Here is a 15,711-nt window from a genome sequence, read left to right as displayed (position 1 = left end):
CTAATTAAAAAATTATACTAAAGTAGGTGTTCATAAATTTTTAATCTAGATTAAAATACTCTTCATCAGACATTTCTCCGTTGCTAATTTTTTGCAATTCTTTTGCGTAAGAACGTATATACTTATCTAATTCTGCATTGAAATATTCAGGTTTTTCTTGCTTGTAAGATCCATTTAAAACTCCGTTATAGTAGTAAAAAAAGTTGTAGTCAAAACTAGCCGCATTTAAATCATAAGCACCTAATAAAAACCCTAATCTTACTGCAGAGCGTCTTTGGTAACTACGCCCGTGGTGACCAGGACTGGTTGTGTTATTATCTCCAATAGAAGCTGCAAATTCATAAGCAGTAGCTATCTGAGAAAAACTAGTTTTGTTATAGCCATTAGGTCTTCTTAAATAGTAACCTGCCATACCATCTGCCTCTAATTCTGCTGCTCTGGCAGTAGATTCATTTTTAGATGGGTAACCGTATGTAAATTGTAATTGATGAGCAAACTCATGTGCTAATATCATAACATTTGCTATTTGCCCTTGTGCCTTTGCAGCATTATAAATGGCTTCTCCGTAATAAATTTTACCACTACCATAAGATATAGCATTGTAAGTAGAGTTAGGGTTAGAGTTGTCTTTTACAAAACTAAGTGGCACAGCTGGTCTTCCCCATACTGCTGCAATTCTAGAGTTTTGTGTTTGCATAAAATTAGTCTCAGAAGACGTTCCTATAGAACTGCTTAAATATGCTGTACTACTCCAGTTACCGTCTACATAACCACATTCATGTAATTCGTTTTCAAAAGCTTCAGAAATTGCCAACTCTTGTGCTTCTGCAACTTCGGTTTGCTGTTCCAAAGAGTCTGTATCTTTAGAACAAGATTGTAAAACTGCTACAAAAGTTAACCCTAGTAGGTAGGTTCTTTTAAAATTTAAGTTTTTCATAATTAATATTGTATTGATTATTAGTTAACACAATATTAGTAAATATTTTCCTACTATTTATGAAATAAGTTAAAAAAATTAACAATACAAATATAACTATCGGATAACTAGAGTATTAGAACTCAAATAAGGATTGAAAAAATGAAAACGACTAGTACTATGATAGTTACAGCTAAATAAAAATGAAGACTTTACAAATTTGGGTAAAAATAAAAAGGCGAAGTTTCCTTCGCCTTTTTCCCCAAATCTTACCATGAACTTAACCTACTTATGCTATGGTGATAACAAATGTATACTAATTATATAGTGCAATAAACAATATTAGTTAAACTAAAGAGTTTACTAGACTAAGTGATTTTTATATATTTTTTTTAAAAGGAATTGAATTTCAGGAAAGTAGTAAAAAATAAAAAGGTAGAGTCTCCTCCACCTTTTTCCCCAAATCTTACCATGAACTTAACCTACTTATGCTATGGTACAGCAAAGATAACTTAAGTTTATATTTTGTTCCTAAAGTATCGGATTAACGCCCATTTCATCAGTCCAACTACATATTATCCGATGAATGGTATAGTATAAAAAATAAAAAGGCGGAGTTTCCTCCACCTTTTCCCCAAATTTTACCATGAACTTAACCTACTTATGCTATGGTAATCACAAAATTAGCTATGTAACTACCCTTTGGCTGCATAAAAAAGCTAAAACGCATATATTACCGACAAAATACACTATTTAATGCATTTCATCGATGCATTTTAATACGCTCGTTCACTTTTACCTTCATAAAAGTTAATAAATGCTCTGTTAACCACTCTGTTACCTCCTGGAGTAGGGTAATCTCCGGTAAAGTACCAATCTCCTAAATTTTTAGGACAAGCCTCATGTAAACTTTCTACAGTTTGATATATAATTTCTACCTCTGCTTTAATTTCTGATGAGCTAAGTAATTCTCCTATTTTTTTAGAAATTTGCTTTGCCGTAAAAGGCTTGTAAAACTCTTTCACATAATTAACAACCTCTTTGTCTGGTCTGTTTACTTGTGTTAAACATTTCTCATAAATACCTTTTACAATATCCATAGAGTCATTTTCTTTATGTAGTGCTAAGGCAGCCCTAAAAGCAATAAAGTCTTCTAGTTTAGCCATATCAATACCATAACAATCTGGATATCTAATTTGTGGAGCAGATGAAACTACTACTATTTTCTTTGGTAATAACCTATCTAGTATTTTTAAAATACTCTTTTTAAGCGTTGTACCACGTACTATACTATCATCTATAATAACAAGGTTGTCTCCCTTTTTTACAGAACCGTAAGATATATCATATACATGCGCTACTAGATCATCTCTACTACTGTCTTGTGTAATAAATGTTCTAAGTTTAGCATCTTTAATTGCTACTTTTTCTATACGAGGTCTAACCTCTAGTATTTCGTGTAACTCCTCTGATGTAATTTTTCTTCCTATAGATAAAATTTGCTGTTCCTTTTTACGGTTTAAGTGGTTTTGCGCCTCTTTAACCATACCATAAAAAGAAGTTTCTGCTGTATTTGGTATGTATGAAAAAACAGTGTTTTTAATATCACCATCTATAGACTCTAATATTTGCGGAAAAAGTAACTTACCAAGCTCTTTACGCTCTTTATAAATTTCTTTATCACTACCTCTAGAAAAATAAATACGCTCAAAAGAACATGCTTTACGCTCTACTGGCTCTAGAATTTGTTTAATATTAGCTTTACCACTTTTCTTTACTATAAGAGCGTGTCCAGGTTCTAGTTCTTTTATTTCATCAAAAGGTACGTTAAATACTGTTTGTATTGCTGGTCTTTCCGATGCTACAACAACAACCTCATCATCTTTATAATAGTAAACGGGTCTAATACCTGCAGGATCTCTAAGCACAAAACTATCTCCATGACCTAATAAACCAGACATAGCATAACCACCATCCCAGTTTTTAGCTGCCTTTTTAAGAATTTTAGCAACGTTTAAACGCTCTGCTATAATTGGTGAAGCTTCTAATTTAGTAAACCCTTCCTTTTTTATTTGCTTGTACAGTTTTGCTACAGCGTCATCTAAAAAATGACCTATTTTTTCCATAACAGTTACTGTATCTGCCATTTCTTTTGGGTGCTGACCAATTTGCACCAAATTGTCAAAAAGTTCATTAACATTGGTCATGTTAAAATTACCTGCCACAATTAGGTTTCTATGCATCCAATTGTTTTGTCTTAAAAAAGGGTGCACACTCTCTATACTATTTTTACCAAAAGTACCGTAGCGTACGTGCCCTAGCAACACCTCTCCTATATAAGGAATGTGTTTTTTTTGTAAAGCTACATTGTCTACATACTCTGGGTTTTCTTGTAAAGCAGTGTTTATACGGTCATTTATTTGAGCAAAAATATCTTGTATTGGCTGACTTTGAGCAGAACGCACTCTACTCATATAACGCTCTCCTTGCTTCATATCTAATTTAATGCTGGCAAAACCTGCACCGTCTTGTCCACGGTTGTGTTGCTTTTCCATCATTAAGTACATTTTATTTACTCCGTAAAAAGCTGTACCGTACTTTTCTTTGTAATACTCTAAGGGCTTTAACAGCCTAATCATAGAAATTCCACATTCGTGTTTAATGGCGTCACTCATTTCTTATAAATTGATATTAAAAAAAGCCCATAAATGGGCTTGTAATTATTATTGTAATTCTATGTTAAACTGGGTTAATTCTGCAAACTGACGCAGCCTCTTGTCTACTTCTGTTTTTTCTAATTTCTCCATACGCTCTGTTCCAAAGCGTTCTACACAAAAAGAAGCCAAATTAGAACCGTGAATTATTGCGCTTTTTAAATTGTCAAAAGAAACGTTACCTGAAGCTGCTAAATAACCAGAGAAGCCACCTGCAAAAGTGTCTCCTGCACCTGTAGGGTCAAAAACCTCTTCTAACGGTAATGCTGGTGCAAAAAACACATTATCATCTTTAAACAATAATGCTCCGTGTTCTCCTTTTTTAATAACAACAAATTTTGGTCCCATTGTTTGTATTTTGGCAGCTGCCTTAACTAAAGAGTATTCTCCTGTTAATTGTCTTGCCTCTTCATCATTAATTGTAATAACATCTATATGCTTAATTACGTTTAACAATTCATCTAATGAATTATCCATCCAAAAGTTCATTGTATCTAAAACAATAAGCTTTGGTTTTTTTGTCATTTGTTCAATAACACTCATTTGTACGCTAGGGTGTAGGTTTCCTAACATAACAACATCTGCTTCTTTATAACTTTCTGGAACTACTGGTTTAAAATCTGCCAATACGTTTAACTCTGTAGCTAAAGTATCTCTAGAGTTTAAATCGTTATGATATTTACCTTTCCAATAAAATGTTTTACCTCCTTTTACAATTTCTAAGGCAGATAAATCTACATTTTTACTCTTTAATAAGTCTAGGTGTTCTTTAGGGAAATCTTCACCAACAACAGATACTATTGCAGAGTTTACTTTAAATTGTGACGCAGCTAAAGCTATGTACGTTGCTGCACCACCAAGAATAACATCTGTTTTACCAAAAGGGGTTTCTATAGCATCAAAAGCTACTGTACCCACAATTAACAATTTGCTCATATAAGTTAATTTTGGTGCAAAGATACATTTTTGAAATAGCAATTCCGATTCATTAGAACATCAATTTATAAAAACAAGAAAAAGTACTATTTACGCCCAAAGTCTGCAGGAATTTCTCCCCAAGCTTTAGTTTCCCATTTTACAATTGTTGTAGTGTATGTATTTGTTTTTAACCAATCTTCTGCTCTACGTATTAACTCAAAAACATCTTCATTTTTTTTAGATTCCTTTAATTTACTATTGCACTTTTTTTTGCGTACCCAACTCATAGCTGTTCTAGAGTCTGTATAAATTATACGGTTACTATTATTTTTTTTAAGATATGCCAAGCCATGTACCAAAGCTAAAAACTCTCCTATATTATTAGTACCTTGTTTAAAAGGCCCTTGTTTAAAAAGCTCTTTGGCGGTTTGGGTGTCTACACCACGGTATTCCATAATACCTGGATTGCCACTAGATGCTGCATCTACAGCAATAGAGTTGTAATTTGGTTGCCCTATTTTATCTAGCTCTGCTTTAGACAAGCTTGTAGTAATTTTTTTACCTCTATAATCATCATAACTACCATTAAAAGCTTTTTTTGCAGCTTCAAAAGTTGGAAAAGACTTATACTGGGCGCCTTTCTCTCTATTAATGGCAGCCTTGCAAGCAGCCCAAGAATCGTAAATTCCGGGTTTTTTACCTTTCCAAACTGTATAAAATTTTCCTTTTTTACCCATTATTTTGATAAAAGTTGATCTATTACCTTTGGAAAGTGCTCATACTCTAACATGTGTACCTTTTTTGCAATGTCATCTACAGAATCGTTACTATTAACTGCTGTTTCTGCCTGATAAATTATAGCTCCTTCATCATAATTTTCATTTACATAATGAATTGTTATGCCAGTTTTTGACTCATTATTATTTTTTACTGCATTGTGCACGTGCATGCCGTACATTCCTTTTCCTCCATAATTTGGCAGTAATGCAGGGTGTATATTTACAATCTTATTAGGGAAAGCATCAACAAACTTTTGGGGTATTTTTAGTAAAAAACCCGCCAAAATAATTAAATCTGGTTGCATACCCTTAATTATGTCTAATAAGCAGTCTGACTTAGAAAAAGCCTCTTTATTGAAGCATAAAGAGCTTATATTCAGTCTGTTACATCTATCTGTAACTTTGGCATCTCTTTTGTTAGTAAGTACACAGGTAATAGTAACCAAAGGGTTGTCTTTAAAATAATTTGCTATGTTCTCTACATTAGAACCAGAACCAGAAGCAAGTAGAACAATACGTTTCATAGAGCGCCAAATAAGGTAATTATTGAATAAAAAATGAGGTGTAAAATTAACACATCAATATTAAATTAAATTAAAAATTGACACATTTTAACGACAAATGGTGTATTTAAACCAAAGTTTTTTATTTTTGCCTTCAATTAAAATTATTAAAACAAAATTATTATGTCAGACATTGCATCAAGAGTAAAAGCTATAATCGTTGACAAATTAGGAGTTGATGAGAACGAAGTTGTTACAGAAGCGAGCTTTACTAACGACTTAGGAGCAGATTCTTTAGATACTGTTGAGTTAATTATGGAGTTCGAAAAAGAATTCGATATTCAGATTCCAGATGATCAAGCAGAAAACATTGCAACAGTTGGTCAAGCAATAAGTTATATAGAAGAAGCAAAGTAATTTATTATATCTTGAACAAGATTTAAAAAAATATCCATGTGGTAGTCTTGCTGCATGGATTTTTTTTTTTAATTTACACATATCTAATTAATAGATTTAACAAAATTTGAGTTCATGCAATTAAAGCGAGTTGTAGTTACAGGTCTAGGAGCTTTAACGCCTATAGGCAATAACATAGAAGAATACTGGGATGGGTTAGTAAACGGAAAAAGCGGATCTGCCCCTATTACCCATTATGATGCAGAAAAATTTAAAACAAAATTTGCCTGCGAATTAAAAAACTATAATCCTGCAGATTTTTTCGATAGAAAAGAAGCACGTAAACTAGATAAGTTTGCTCAATACGCTATGGTTTCTGCAGATGAAGCAATAGCAGATTCTAAATTAGATTTAGACGCTCTAGACAAATTTAGAGTTGGCGTAATTTGGGGAGCAGGTATTGGTGGCTTAGAAACTTTCCAGAACGAAGTATTAAACTTTGCTGAAGGAGATGGTACACCAAGGTTTAACCCTTTCTTTATACCAAAAATGATTGCTGATATAGCACCAGGTAACATATCTATTAAACACGGTTTTATGGGGCCTAACTATACTACTGTATCTGCATGTGCATCTTCTGCAAATGCAATTATAGATGCGTTAAACACTATACGCCTTGGCCATTGTGACGTTGTTGTTACAGGTGGTAGTGAGGCTGCTGTTACTATTGCAGGTATGGGTGGTTTTGGCGCTATGCACGCGTTATCTACCAGAAATGATAGTCCGCAAACAGCATCTAGACCTTTTGACGCTACCAGAGATGGTTTTGTTTTAGGTGAAGGAGCTGGCGCTTTAGTGTTAGAAGAATATGAGCACGCTGTTGCCAGAGGAGCAAAAATATATGCAGAAGTAGCTGGTGGTGGTTTATCTAGTGATGCTTACCATATGACCGCACCGCACCCAGAAGGTATTGGCGTTGTACGTGTAATGGAAAACTGTTTAAGAGACGCTGGTTTAAAACCAGAAGATGTAGACGCTATTAATACACACGGTACATCTACACCTTTAGGAGATGTAGCAGAGTTAAAAGCTATTAGCAAAGTTTTTGGTGAACACGCACATAATATTAACATAAACTCTACTAAGTCTATGACGGGCCACTTGTTAGGAGCTGCCGGAGCAATAGAAGCAATTGCATCTATACTTGCAATGGAGCACGGTGTTGTACCGCCTACAATTAACCATGAAACTGTAGATGAAAACATAGATCCTAAGTTAAACCTTACACTTAATAAGGCTCAAAAAAGAGACGTAAACGTTGCATTAAGCAATACGTTTGGTTTTGGTGGGCACAATGCTTGTGTAATTTTCAAAAAATTAAACTAAGATAATGAGTTTTATCTCCAAAATATTTAATTCCCATCCAGAAAAAGATGGGGATTTTTTTTTAGGAATAACACACATTTTAGGTTTTAAACCTAAAAATATAAGCATATACCGCAAAGCTTTTTTGCACAGATCTGCAAACAAAAAAGATAAAGACGGTAACCCTTTAAATTATGAACGCTTGGAGTTTTTAGGCGATTCTATGCTAGGCACTATTATTTCTAAATACCTATATAACGAAGTACCGCTAGGAGACGAAGGATACTTAACCAAAATGCGCTCTAAAATTGTTAGTAGAGAACATTTAAATGAATTAGGGAAAGATTTAGAACTAATAAAATACGTAGAAAGTAGAATTTCTAAATCGCACTTTGGAGACAATATACACGGCAATGTTTTTGAAGCACTAGTTGGTGCTATTTACCTAGATAGAGGCTACCAATATTGTGAAAAATTTATAAACGAAAGAGTAATTGGCCCATACGTAGATATAGAACAATTAGAAGGCAGAGTAATTAGCTATAAAAGTTTGGTTATAGAATGGTGCCAAAAACAAAAAAAGCAATTTAATTACAATGTTTATGAAGATACAGGCAATGACACCTTAAAACACTTTGCCGTTAAACTTTCTATAGACAATAATGTAATTGCAAAAGCAAGAGCAACATCAAAAAAGAAGGCAGAAGAAGCTGCTTCTAAACGTGCATTTTTTGCTTTACAAGACAAAATTAAGAAGTCTAAGTAAAATAATTGTTAACTAAAACGTTTTCGTTTTAAATACCTTGCTTAAACCTTAAAACATACTAGGCTAGTATAAGTTTTAATCCTATATTTACTCTTTCAGACATAAAGAATATGGGAGCTATACATAAAATTTCTGAAGATTTTTTTGAAGATTCTTTTTCATTAATTGCCCTACACAGCAGTCTAGAAGATTACGCAATTGGCTATAATCTTAATTTATTTTTAAAATCTAATTTTAGAAGAGCTAAAATAGATTTGGATGTAAACAAACGCATTTCTTTTCCTTTTTTTGAATGGGAAGATGTAGACAACCACAATTACTGGACTTTAATTAGCAACCATAGTAAAATAGAAGAGCAAGAAGAACAAGGAGGTCTGTTTGGTAGTGAACTATCATACACAACACATTATCTTATTCCTGAATATAAGGGTGTAGATTACTTTTTAAAAATAGAGCAAGAAGACAAAGAAATTGTAGCTTCAATTTTAAAACAAATTGTAAGCATACCAAAAATTGTTACTGCTTACAGTATAGATGTTGATAACCTAAAATCTAAAAACAACTTAATTTTTTAACAATGCCAACTAACAAAAAAACAAAAATAGTAGCAACCCTAGGGCCTGCAACAAGTAAAAAAGAAATTTTAAGAGATATGATTAATGCTGGAGTAAATGTCTTCAGAATTAATTTTTCTCACGCAGATTATTCAGATGTTACAGAGCGTGTTAAAATGATACGTGAGTTAAGTGATGAGCTAGGCTCTAACACTTCTATTTTAGCAGATTTACAAGGACCTAAACTAAGAGTTGGGGTTATGGCTGGTGAAGTTGTTGTTGCTCCAGGAGATAAAATATCTTTTGTAACAGGAAAACCTTTTGAAGGTACTGCAGAAAAGGTATATATGAACTATGCATCTTTCCCTAAAGATGTTAAGCCAGGAGAATTGGTTCTTTTAGATGATGGTAAATTAATGTTTAAAGTAATCTCTACAAACAAAAAAGATGAAGTAAAAGCAGAGGTTATACAAGGTGGACCATTAAAATCTAAAAAAGGAGTAAACTTACCAAACACAAACATTTCTTTACCTGCACTTACAGAAAAAGATATTAAAGATGCAATTTTTGCAATTTCTCAAGATGTAGATTGGATTGCACTTTCTTTTGTTCGTTTTAGTCAAGACTTAATTGACCTACAAGCATTAATAAAAAAACACACAGACCATAAAATTCCTATTATAGCTAAGATTGAAAAACCTGAAGCTGTAGAAAATATAGATAAAATTGTTGCTTATTGTGACGGTTTAATGGTTGCTCGTGGAGATTTAGGGGTAGAAGTTCCTGCACATGAGGTACCATTAATTCAGAAACAATTGGTACTTACTGCTAAAAAAGCACGTATTCCTGTAATTATTGCTACACAAATGATGGAAACAATGATTACTAGCCTTACACCAACACGTGCAGAGGTTAACGATGTTGCAAACTCTGTTATGGATGGTGCAGATGCTGTTATGCTTTCTGGAGAAACTTCTGTTGGTAACTATCCTGTACAGGTAATAGAAAAAATGTCTAGCATTTTAATGAGCGTAGAGAACTCAGATTTAATTTCTGTACCTCACAACCCTCCTCATGTTAAAACTAACAGATACATTACAAAATCTGTATGTTACCACGCAGCTATAATGGCTAACGAAATTAAAGCTAAAGCAATATCTACTTTAACAAATAGTGGTTATACTGCTTTTCAAATTTCTGCATGGAGACCAAGTGCTCACATTTTAGTTTTTACTTCTAACAAAAGAATATTAACACAATTAAACCTTTTATGGGGTGTTAAAGCTTTTTATTATGACAAGTATGTAACTACAGATGAAACTATAGAAGACGTAAATGCAATTGCCTGCCAAAAAGGATTTTTAGATGTTGGTGATATGCTTATTAGTCTTGCCGCAATGCCAATAGCAAATAAAGGTATGGTTAATACACTACGTGTTACAGAAATAGAATCTTGTAACGTAAAAAAATAAAAACTTTTTAAGTTTTATAAAAAAGAGTCCTGAGTGTTTACTCAGGATTTTTTTTGTTTTACACCAATATAGTTGCTGTAAGTAAACCTTAGTTTTTAAGACTATTAAAATGTAGCAACAACAACCGTATTTATGAAGTTTCAATTTACTGACACTAAAGTAGATTCTGTTTTTGGAATGACAGATGATATTAAAAAAAATTTAACCTATTTTAATACCAATAAAGACACCATAAGTATATTATGGAACCAAAATAATACGCCCGTTACTCTAGAAATAGATAATACTATTATAGAACTACAACCTAATCAACTAATTACAACTACTTACTTACACTACGTATCTTATCAAAAAACAGAAAAACCTTTAACCGTTTTTATGTTTAACAGGCCTTTTTACTGCATAAGAGATCATGACAGTGAGGTATCATGTAACGGAATTCTATTTTTTGGAACACAAGAACTACCAATTGTAACTATACCGGAAGACCAAAAAAGAAAATTTAGTACGCTCTATGAGATTTTTATAGACGAGTTTAGTACATCTGACAAAATCCAAGGAGATATGCTTCAAATGCTCTTAAAAAGGCTTATAATAATATGCACACGTTTAGCCAAAGAACAACTTACTTTAAAAAAGTTAAATAATGAGCAAATAGATCTTGTACGTAGATTTAACGTTTTGGTTGACGAGCATTTTAAAACCAAACGTAAAGTTAGTGACTATGCAGACCTGTTATTTAAGAGTCCCAAAACACTTTCTAACATTTTTGCTTTATACAACCAAAGTTCACCACAGCAAATAATATTAAGTAGAATTGCACTTGAAGCAAAACGACTAATAAATTATACAGACAAGCAAAACCAGGAAATTGCGTATGATTTAGGTTTTAATGATCCTGCACACTTTAGTTCATTTTTTAAAAAAATGACCAATTACTCGCCTACAAAATACCGAGAATTATACAAAAATTAACCGTCGGGAAATTTCTACAAGCCGTCGGGAAATTGCTATTAACAAATAGCTCTTAATAGGTTGCATCTTTGCATTGTAATTATAAAACAACGCAATTATGAACTTCATACATACCTCTATTTTTAACCTAATAGAAATATTTAGGTCAGAGAAAAAAAGCAAACAACAGACTGTATTAGCTACAGACCATTGTGAAAAAAAATACCATCATGATTTCTATTGTGATGCAGAAAAACCTTTAATCCAAAATTTTCAATAACTAAAAAATAATAACAATAGCCATTGTAAAGTGGCCACCTAAAAAAGAAGAATTATGAGCACATTTAACGTACCAACAAGAGCAGAAGTAAGCGAAAAAAATCAAGGAATTTTTGATTCATTAGAGAAAAAAGTAGGCTTTGTACCCAACTTATATGCAACTTACGCATACTCTAACAATGCCTTAGAAAACTACCTTAATTTAAGCGGAGCAAAAACATCATTAACCGCTAAAGAAAAAGAAACTGTAAACTTAGCAGTAAGTGAAGTTAATAATTGTATTTACTGTTTATCTGCACATACAGCAATAGGAAAAATGAATGGTTTTTCTGATGAAGAAATATTGGAATTAAGAGCTGGTAAAGCTTCTTTTGACTCTAAATTAGATGCATTAGCGGCGTTAGCTAAAAACATTACCGAAAAAAGAGGTGCTACAGATAAAAATGTAGTAGAAAACTTTTTAAACGCTGGGTATACTAAGGAAAATTTAATAGACACAATTGTTTTAGTTGGCGATAAAACCATTTCTAACTATATACATAGCACAACAAAAGTTCCTGTAGATTTTCCGGTAGCACAGGCTTTATAACAAATTAATCAATAGTAAACTTTAAACAATAAAAGATGAAAAATTTAAAAAACGCAATAGCATTAGTAGCCCTATTAGTAGGTGTAGTATTTACAAGTAACGCTCAAGATAAAATGAGTAAAGTAATTTCTTTAGAACAAACTAAAGGCGAGTTTACACAGAAAAATTTAACTGTGGCGCCTGGTACTTATGTTTTTGAGATTGCAAACAATAACGTTGGTCATGATGTAGGTTTTGTTCTTGTAAAAAAAGGACAAGATGTTAGTAAACCAGAAAACCACATTAAAACTGCATACGTTACAAAAGCAGTTGCAAACGGTAAAACGGAAAAGTCTAACGCTACTGTTTTAGAAAAAGGTGAATATGTATATTTTTGCCCATTAAACCCAACAGCAACAGACAACACAATTACAGTAAAATAAAGTTTAATCTTTTTTTGTGTGATAAAATCCTTGATTAGCTATTGTAAGCTACTCAAGGATTTTTGCTTTAAATAACCTGTGTTATTTTTATTGTAGCTCCGTTAAAAACAAAACTATCACCTTCACTTTTACCTAACAGTAACTTACCAATTGGCGTATTTGCAGATATGCAATAAAACTTATTTTTATTTTGCACAAATTCCCCTGCTGATATAGCTATAAAGTAATTACTTTTTTCTGTGTATACTACACTTCCTAAACCAACCAAAGTAGTACTTTTTGCAATATTCACTTTAGACAATAACTGTTGCATTTTTTCTGCTTCTAGTAGTTGTGCTCCAAGTTTTTCTCTTTCTAGCTGTAGCATTGCCCTTCCTGTTTCATGCTTATCTCCAGCACTGCTTTTAGTTTCTGATGCAAGCGAATCTTGAATACCAGTAATATTGCTTTGTATTCTAGAAACCCTATTATTTATAAAATTTCTGCAAAACTCTAAAAGATCTTCTTTCTTTACCATTTTACTAAATCTGCTAATTCTTTACCCACCAAACTACCAATAGCAATTCCCATTCCGCCTAAACGCACACCACAATACACGTTAGGTTTAACTTCCTTTATTATTGGCTTTTTTTGGCTCCCAACACCCATTATACCACTCCATTTTTTATCTATTTTAAAAGGTGTGTTGGGTAAAATTGTTTCTCTTAATATATCTTCAAGCTTTTGTTGCACTATTTTGGTTTGTCCAAATACTGTAGTTTCTTCTGCTTTAAAGTCTAAATTTCGTCCTCCACCAAATAAAACTCTATCATCAATATTTCTAAAATAATAATACCCTTCGTCTAAATGAAAAGTCCCTTTAATATGCAAATTAGGTATAGGCGCTGTTACTAAAACTTGTGCTCTTGCTGGCTTAACCTTTTCTTGTAGTAATTCTGCTGCAAAACCATTGGTTGTAACTATTAGCTTTTTAGTCTGTAAAGTAAAATTACTAGTTTCTACTGCTACACTATTTGCCGTTGTTGTAAAGGCTTTTACATTTGTATTATTTAAAATTAAAATACCTTTTTGATGAGCTTTAGCCAACAAAGACTGCATCATTGCACCAGTATTAATTTGCCCTTCAAAAATATGAGTTATATAGTTTTCTTTTATTTTTTTAAAGTTGAATTTATTCTGTGTAGCCACAAACGCATCTGCTTTAAAAACTGGCTTTAACAAACTGTTTACATCATTAATTTTATCTAAACAATGCTCATATAAATCTTTATTAGCAGTTAAAAACAATTCATGTCCGCCATAATTTTTATACCCAATAGCAGTGTCACCTAAATTAGATCGCAATAAATTTATACCATCTAATCTTTTTTGTACAAGCTCCACAACCTCTTCTTCTGTATGCGAGTTTAAATCTGATACTATTTCTGAAATACTACCAAAACAAGCAAAACCAGCATTTTTAGTACTAGCTCCCTGCGGCAACATTCCCTTTTCTAAAATTAAAATTTTAGAATTAGGAAAACGCTCTTTTAAATACAAAGCACAATTTAACCCCACAATACCACTACCAACAATAGTAAAATCTATTGCAGATAACCACGTTTTATGCTCCCAATAACTAAAATTCATCTTACTAAAATAAGAACTAAAACTAAGTAACTGCGTGCAAAAATGTTATTTAGCGTTTTCTAAGCCAAAAAAGAGTTGAGTTATAATATTTACATCGTCTCTTTTTGCAGATAATGTACCCTTTAGACCAACAACTCCCGGTTTAACCTGGTTTGCTTTTATGTCTAACCTGTTTAAAAGTCCAAATAGTAAGTCAGACTTAGGAAAGCTTATATCGTTCTTTAATTTAGAGAAATCTGCTGTAATATCTAAAAAGTTAGCGCTTTTAAAAACCGCTGTTTTAGGGATATTTTTAGCAGTAGTAAACAAGCTTGTTTTTGTTGCTGATGACACATAAAAATTATAAATAGGTAACGCAGTAAATACACCTTGTTCTATAGCGCCTTGTTCTTGTAAATAAGCTGGTAAACCATTTTTATTTACACCTAAATTTACATACATTTTTGGCACCTCTTTTTCTTGTATCGTTTTCTTTTCTACTTTATTAAAATTATTATCATAATCATATGTAATAATAGTGTCTTGCTGTTTGGTTTTACCACTTACTACCAAGCTAAAAAAACCATTACTGTACTTTGCAATACTATCTATCTGTAAATTACTTTTTTGTAAAAAAGAGCTATTTTTAAAGGTTGATATAAAGTCTTTCTTGTGATTTTCATCAGTAAAACTATAATCTAAATACAGTTGTAAAGAAGCATTTGGCACACTATTTACTGTAATTTCTTTTGAAAAAACTGAAGATTTATCAACTTCTAATTGTCCGGATACAGCTAGTTTTCCATCTTCAAAATTTAAACCAATTACACTTGTTCCTTTTAGGTATACAATATGGTCTTTGGCATTTTTTAATTGCTCAATTAAGTTATTGTTTTTATCTGTAATCAACTTTTCATCTACCAAAACATCTGTAAAAACGGCAGAAACCTTTGTAATATCTATTTTACTTGGTGTAGCCGCAATTGCAAGGTTTTTAGAGCTCCAAGCTATACAAACTTTAGATTTTTCTAATACTGCGTATTTATAACCTTCTGCATTCTGTATTTTACCTTTTTTATTTTTTATGTACTCTTTTACATATGCATTAAAACCTGTAAAATTATCTATTGGAAATGTAGAAAAAACTGTGTTTTCTACATTTTTAAGTGTATATAAAACTACTGTATATGGCTTTAAGTTAATGCCCTTATCTAAGGTAGAATCTTTCTCTTTTTTACTACTTGAAAATGATATATTATTATAATAAAACTTAGGTGAAGATAGCGCATCTAAAACTATAGTTTCTTGTATACCGTGCAAATCTATTTTAACAACAGCATCTGCATTTTTGTGCACAACTCCCAATAAGGATGATGTGTTGTTTATAAACTTATAGCCCCAATAAACTATACCTAAAAGTATAATTATTGGGACTACTATTTTTACTATTTTTTTTAAACGCATATTGCTTAAAAC

The 15,711-nt window shown here is 32.2% G+C and carries 17 protein-coding genes; 9 read left to right on the top strand and 8 right to left on the bottom strand.

The window, feature by feature from the left end; translation table 11 throughout:
* Positions 1-40 precede the first annotated feature (40 nt).
* The 5 genes from JM80_RS04170 to JM80_RS04150 all read right to left on the bottom strand — a co-directional run bounded on the left by JM80_RS04170 (position 41) and on the right by JM80_RS04150 (position 5,851).
* Positions 41-937, bottom strand: a complete 897-nt coding sequence (locus JM80_RS04170) for a metalloprotease (RefSeq protein WP_089118542.1) — start codon at positions 935-937, stop codon at positions 41-43.
* Between the two features lie 755 nt (positions 938-1,692).
* Positions 1,693-3,591, bottom strand: a complete 1,899-nt coding sequence (locus JM80_RS04165) for an amidophosphoribosyltransferase (protein ID WP_013620824.1) — start codon at positions 3,589-3,591, stop codon at positions 1,693-1,695.
* A gap of 48 nt (positions 3,592-3,639) precedes the next feature.
* Positions 3,640-4,566 carry a PfkB family carbohydrate kinase gene (locus tag JM80_RS04160; RefSeq protein ID WP_144709304.1) on the bottom strand — a complete coding sequence of 309 codons (927 nt, stop codon included), beginning with the start codon at positions 4,564-4,566 and terminating at the stop codon, positions 3,640-3,642.
* Positions 4,567-4,652: 86 nt separating this feature from the next.
* Complete coding sequence (locus tag JM80_RS04155) at positions 4,653-5,285, bottom strand: viroplasmin family protein (protein ID WP_144709303.1); 633 nt, start codon at positions 5,283-5,285, stop codon at positions 4,653-4,655.
* Positions 5,285-5,851, bottom strand: a complete 567-nt coding sequence (locus tag JM80_RS04150; protein WP_144709302.1) for a phosphoribosylglycinamide formyltransferase — start codon at positions 5,849-5,851, stop codon at positions 5,285-5,287. The genes JM80_RS04155 and JM80_RS04150 overlap by 1 nt, the downstream gene beginning before the upstream one ends.
* Before the next feature lie 162 nt (positions 5,852-6,013).
* On the opposite strand from JM80_RS04150, the gene JM80_RS04145 reads away from it, so the two are divergent.
* From JM80_RS04145 to JM80_RS04110, 9 genes are all read left to right on the top strand, one after another.
* The gene (locus tag JM80_RS04145; RefSeq protein ID WP_008269813.1) at positions 6,014-6,247 is read left to right on the top strand and encodes an acyl carrier protein; all 234 of its coding nucleotides are present in this window, start codon (positions 6,014-6,016) and stop codon (positions 6,245-6,247) included.
* A 114-nt stretch (positions 6,248-6,361) separates the two neighbouring features.
* The gene (gene fabF, locus JM80_RS04140) at positions 6,362-7,612 is read left to right on the top strand and encodes a beta-ketoacyl-ACP synthase II (RefSeq protein ID WP_013620828.1); all 1,251 of its coding nucleotides are present in this window, start codon (positions 6,362-6,364) and stop codon (positions 7,610-7,612) included.
* Positions 7,613-7,616: 4 nt separating this feature from the next.
* Complete coding sequence (rnc, locus tag JM80_RS04135) at positions 7,617-8,357, top strand: ribonuclease III (protein WP_013620829.1); 741 nt, start codon at positions 7,617-7,619, stop codon at positions 8,355-8,357.
* Positions 8,358-8,467: 110 nt separating this feature from the next.
* Entirely contained in the window at positions 8,468-8,932 is a 465-nt protein-coding gene (locus JM80_RS04130; protein WP_144709301.1) for an IPExxxVDY family protein, read from the top strand.
* Between the two features lie 2 nt (positions 8,933-8,934).
* Positions 8,935-10,383 (top strand): pyruvate kinase, encoded by a 1,449-nt coding sequence (pyk, locus tag JM80_RS04125; RefSeq protein ID WP_013620831.1) that lies wholly within the window; start codon positions 8,935-8,937, stop codon positions 10,381-10,383.
* Between the two features lie 132 nt (positions 10,384-10,515).
* Positions 10,516-11,358: an AraC family transcriptional regulator gene (locus JM80_RS04120; protein WP_144709300.1), complete on the top strand. Its 843-nt coding sequence runs from the start codon at positions 10,516-10,518 to the stop codon at positions 11,356-11,358.
* Between the two features lie 97 nt (positions 11,359-11,455).
* The gene (locus tag JM80_RS16410) at positions 11,456-11,617 is read left to right on the top strand and encodes a hypothetical protein (RefSeq protein ID WP_186439752.1); all 162 of its coding nucleotides are present in this window, start codon (positions 11,456-11,458) and stop codon (positions 11,615-11,617) included.
* A gap of 54 nt (positions 11,618-11,671) precedes the next feature.
* The gene (locus JM80_RS04115; protein WP_013620833.1) at positions 11,672-12,205 is read left to right on the top strand and encodes a carboxymuconolactone decarboxylase family protein; all 534 of its coding nucleotides are present in this window, start codon (positions 11,672-11,674) and stop codon (positions 12,203-12,205) included.
* Between the two features lie 35 nt (positions 12,206-12,240).
* Positions 12,241-12,627 carry a plastocyanin/azurin family copper-binding protein gene (locus JM80_RS04110; protein WP_144709299.1) on the top strand — a complete coding sequence of 129 codons (387 nt, stop codon included), beginning with the start codon at positions 12,241-12,243 and terminating at the stop codon, positions 12,625-12,627.
* Between the two features lie 67 nt (positions 12,628-12,694).
* Here the strand turns inward: JM80_RS04110 and JM80_RS04105 are convergent, their stop codons facing one another.
* Genes JM80_RS04105 through JM80_RS04095 form a run of 3 tightly spaced genes read right to left on the bottom strand, consistent with a single transcriptional unit; the run spans position 12,695 to position 15,699 of the window.
* A complete protein-coding gene (locus JM80_RS04105; RefSeq protein WP_144709298.1) occupies positions 12,695-13,144 on the bottom strand; it encodes a GreA/GreB family elongation factor in 450 nt (149 codons plus the stop codon).
* The gene (locus JM80_RS04100; RefSeq protein ID WP_144709297.1) at positions 13,138-14,256 is read right to left on the bottom strand and encodes an FAD-binding oxidoreductase; all 1,119 of its coding nucleotides are present in this window, start codon (positions 14,254-14,256) and stop codon (positions 13,138-13,140) included. The genes JM80_RS04105 and JM80_RS04100 overlap by 7 nt, the downstream gene beginning before the upstream one ends.
* Before the next feature lie 45 nt (positions 14,257-14,301).
* Complete coding sequence (locus JM80_RS04095; protein WP_144709296.1) at positions 14,302-15,699, bottom strand: hypothetical protein; 1,398 nt, start codon at positions 15,697-15,699, stop codon at positions 14,302-14,304.
* Positions 15,700-15,711: the final 12 nt, after the last annotated feature.

The organism is Cellulophaga sp. RHA_52 (assembly GCF_007827205.1).
GTDB classification, from domain to species: Bacteria; Bacteroidota; Bacteroidia; order Flavobacteriales; family Flavobacteriaceae; genus Cellulophaga; species Cellulophaga lytica.
The sequence above is the reverse complement of the archived record's forward strand: the minus strand, read 5'-3'. Positions and strand labels throughout refer to the sequence as shown.

Bases quoted from the DNA above. Each gene is read 5' to 3' on its own strand.
- JM80_RS04110 (WP_144709299.1), top strand. From the start codon at position 12,241: ATGAAAAATTTAAAAAACGCAATAGCATTAGTAGCCCTATTAGTAGGT.
- JM80_RS04160 (WP_144709304.1), bottom strand. From the start codon at position 4,566: ATGAGCAAATTGTTAATTGTGGGTACAGTAGCTTTTGATGCTATAGAA.
- JM80_RS04095 (WP_144709296.1), bottom strand. From the start codon at position 15,699: ATGCGTTTAAAAAAAATAGTAAAAATAGTAGTCCCAATAATTATACTT.
- fabF (WP_013620828.1), top strand. From the start codon at position 6,362: ATGCAATTAAAGCGAGTTGTAGTTACAGGTCTAGGAGCTTTAACGCCT.
- JM80_RS04150 (WP_144709302.1), bottom strand. From the start codon at position 5,851: ATGAAACGTATTGTTCTACTTGCTTCTGGTTCTGGTTCTAATGTAGAG.
- rnc (WP_013620829.1), top strand. From the start codon at position 7,617: ATGAGTTTTATCTCCAAAATATTTAATTCCCATCCAGAAAAAGATGGG.
- JM80_RS04105 (WP_144709298.1), bottom strand. From the start codon at position 13,144: ATGGTAAAGAAAGAAGATCTTTTAGAGTTTTGCAGAAATTTTATAAAT.
- JM80_RS04100 (WP_144709297.1), bottom strand. From the start codon at position 14,256: ATGAATTTTAGTTATTGGGAGCATAAAACGTGGTTATCTGCAATAGAT.
- JM80_RS04170 (WP_089118542.1), bottom strand. From the start codon at position 937: ATGAAAAACTTAAATTTTAAAAGAACCTACCTACTAGGGTTAACTTTT.
- JM80_RS04130 (WP_144709301.1), top strand. From the start codon at position 8,468: ATGGGAGCTATACATAAAATTTCTGAAGATTTTTTTGAAGATTCTTTT.
- JM80_RS04120 (WP_144709300.1), top strand. From the start codon at position 10,516: ATGAAGTTTCAATTTACTGACACTAAAGTAGATTCTGTTTTTGGAATG.
- JM80_RS04115 (WP_013620833.1), top strand. From the start codon at position 11,672: ATGAGCACATTTAACGTACCAACAAGAGCAGAAGTAAGCGAAAAAAAT.
- JM80_RS04145 (WP_008269813.1), top strand. From the start codon at position 6,014: ATGTCAGACATTGCATCAAGAGTAAAAGCTATAATCGTTGACAAATTA.
- JM80_RS04155 (WP_144709303.1), bottom strand. From the start codon at position 5,285: ATGGGTAAAAAAGGAAAATTTTATACAGTTTGGAAAGGTAAAAAACCC.
- JM80_RS04165 (WP_013620824.1), bottom strand. From the start codon at position 3,591: ATGAGTGACGCCATTAAACACGAATGTGGAATTTCTATGATTAGGCTG.
- JM80_RS16410 (WP_186439752.1), top strand. From the start codon at position 11,456: ATGAACTTCATACATACCTCTATTTTTAACCTAATAGAAATATTTAGG.
- pyk (WP_013620831.1), top strand. From the start codon at position 8,935: ATGCCAACTAACAAAAAAACAAAAATAGTAGCAACCCTAGGGCCTGCA.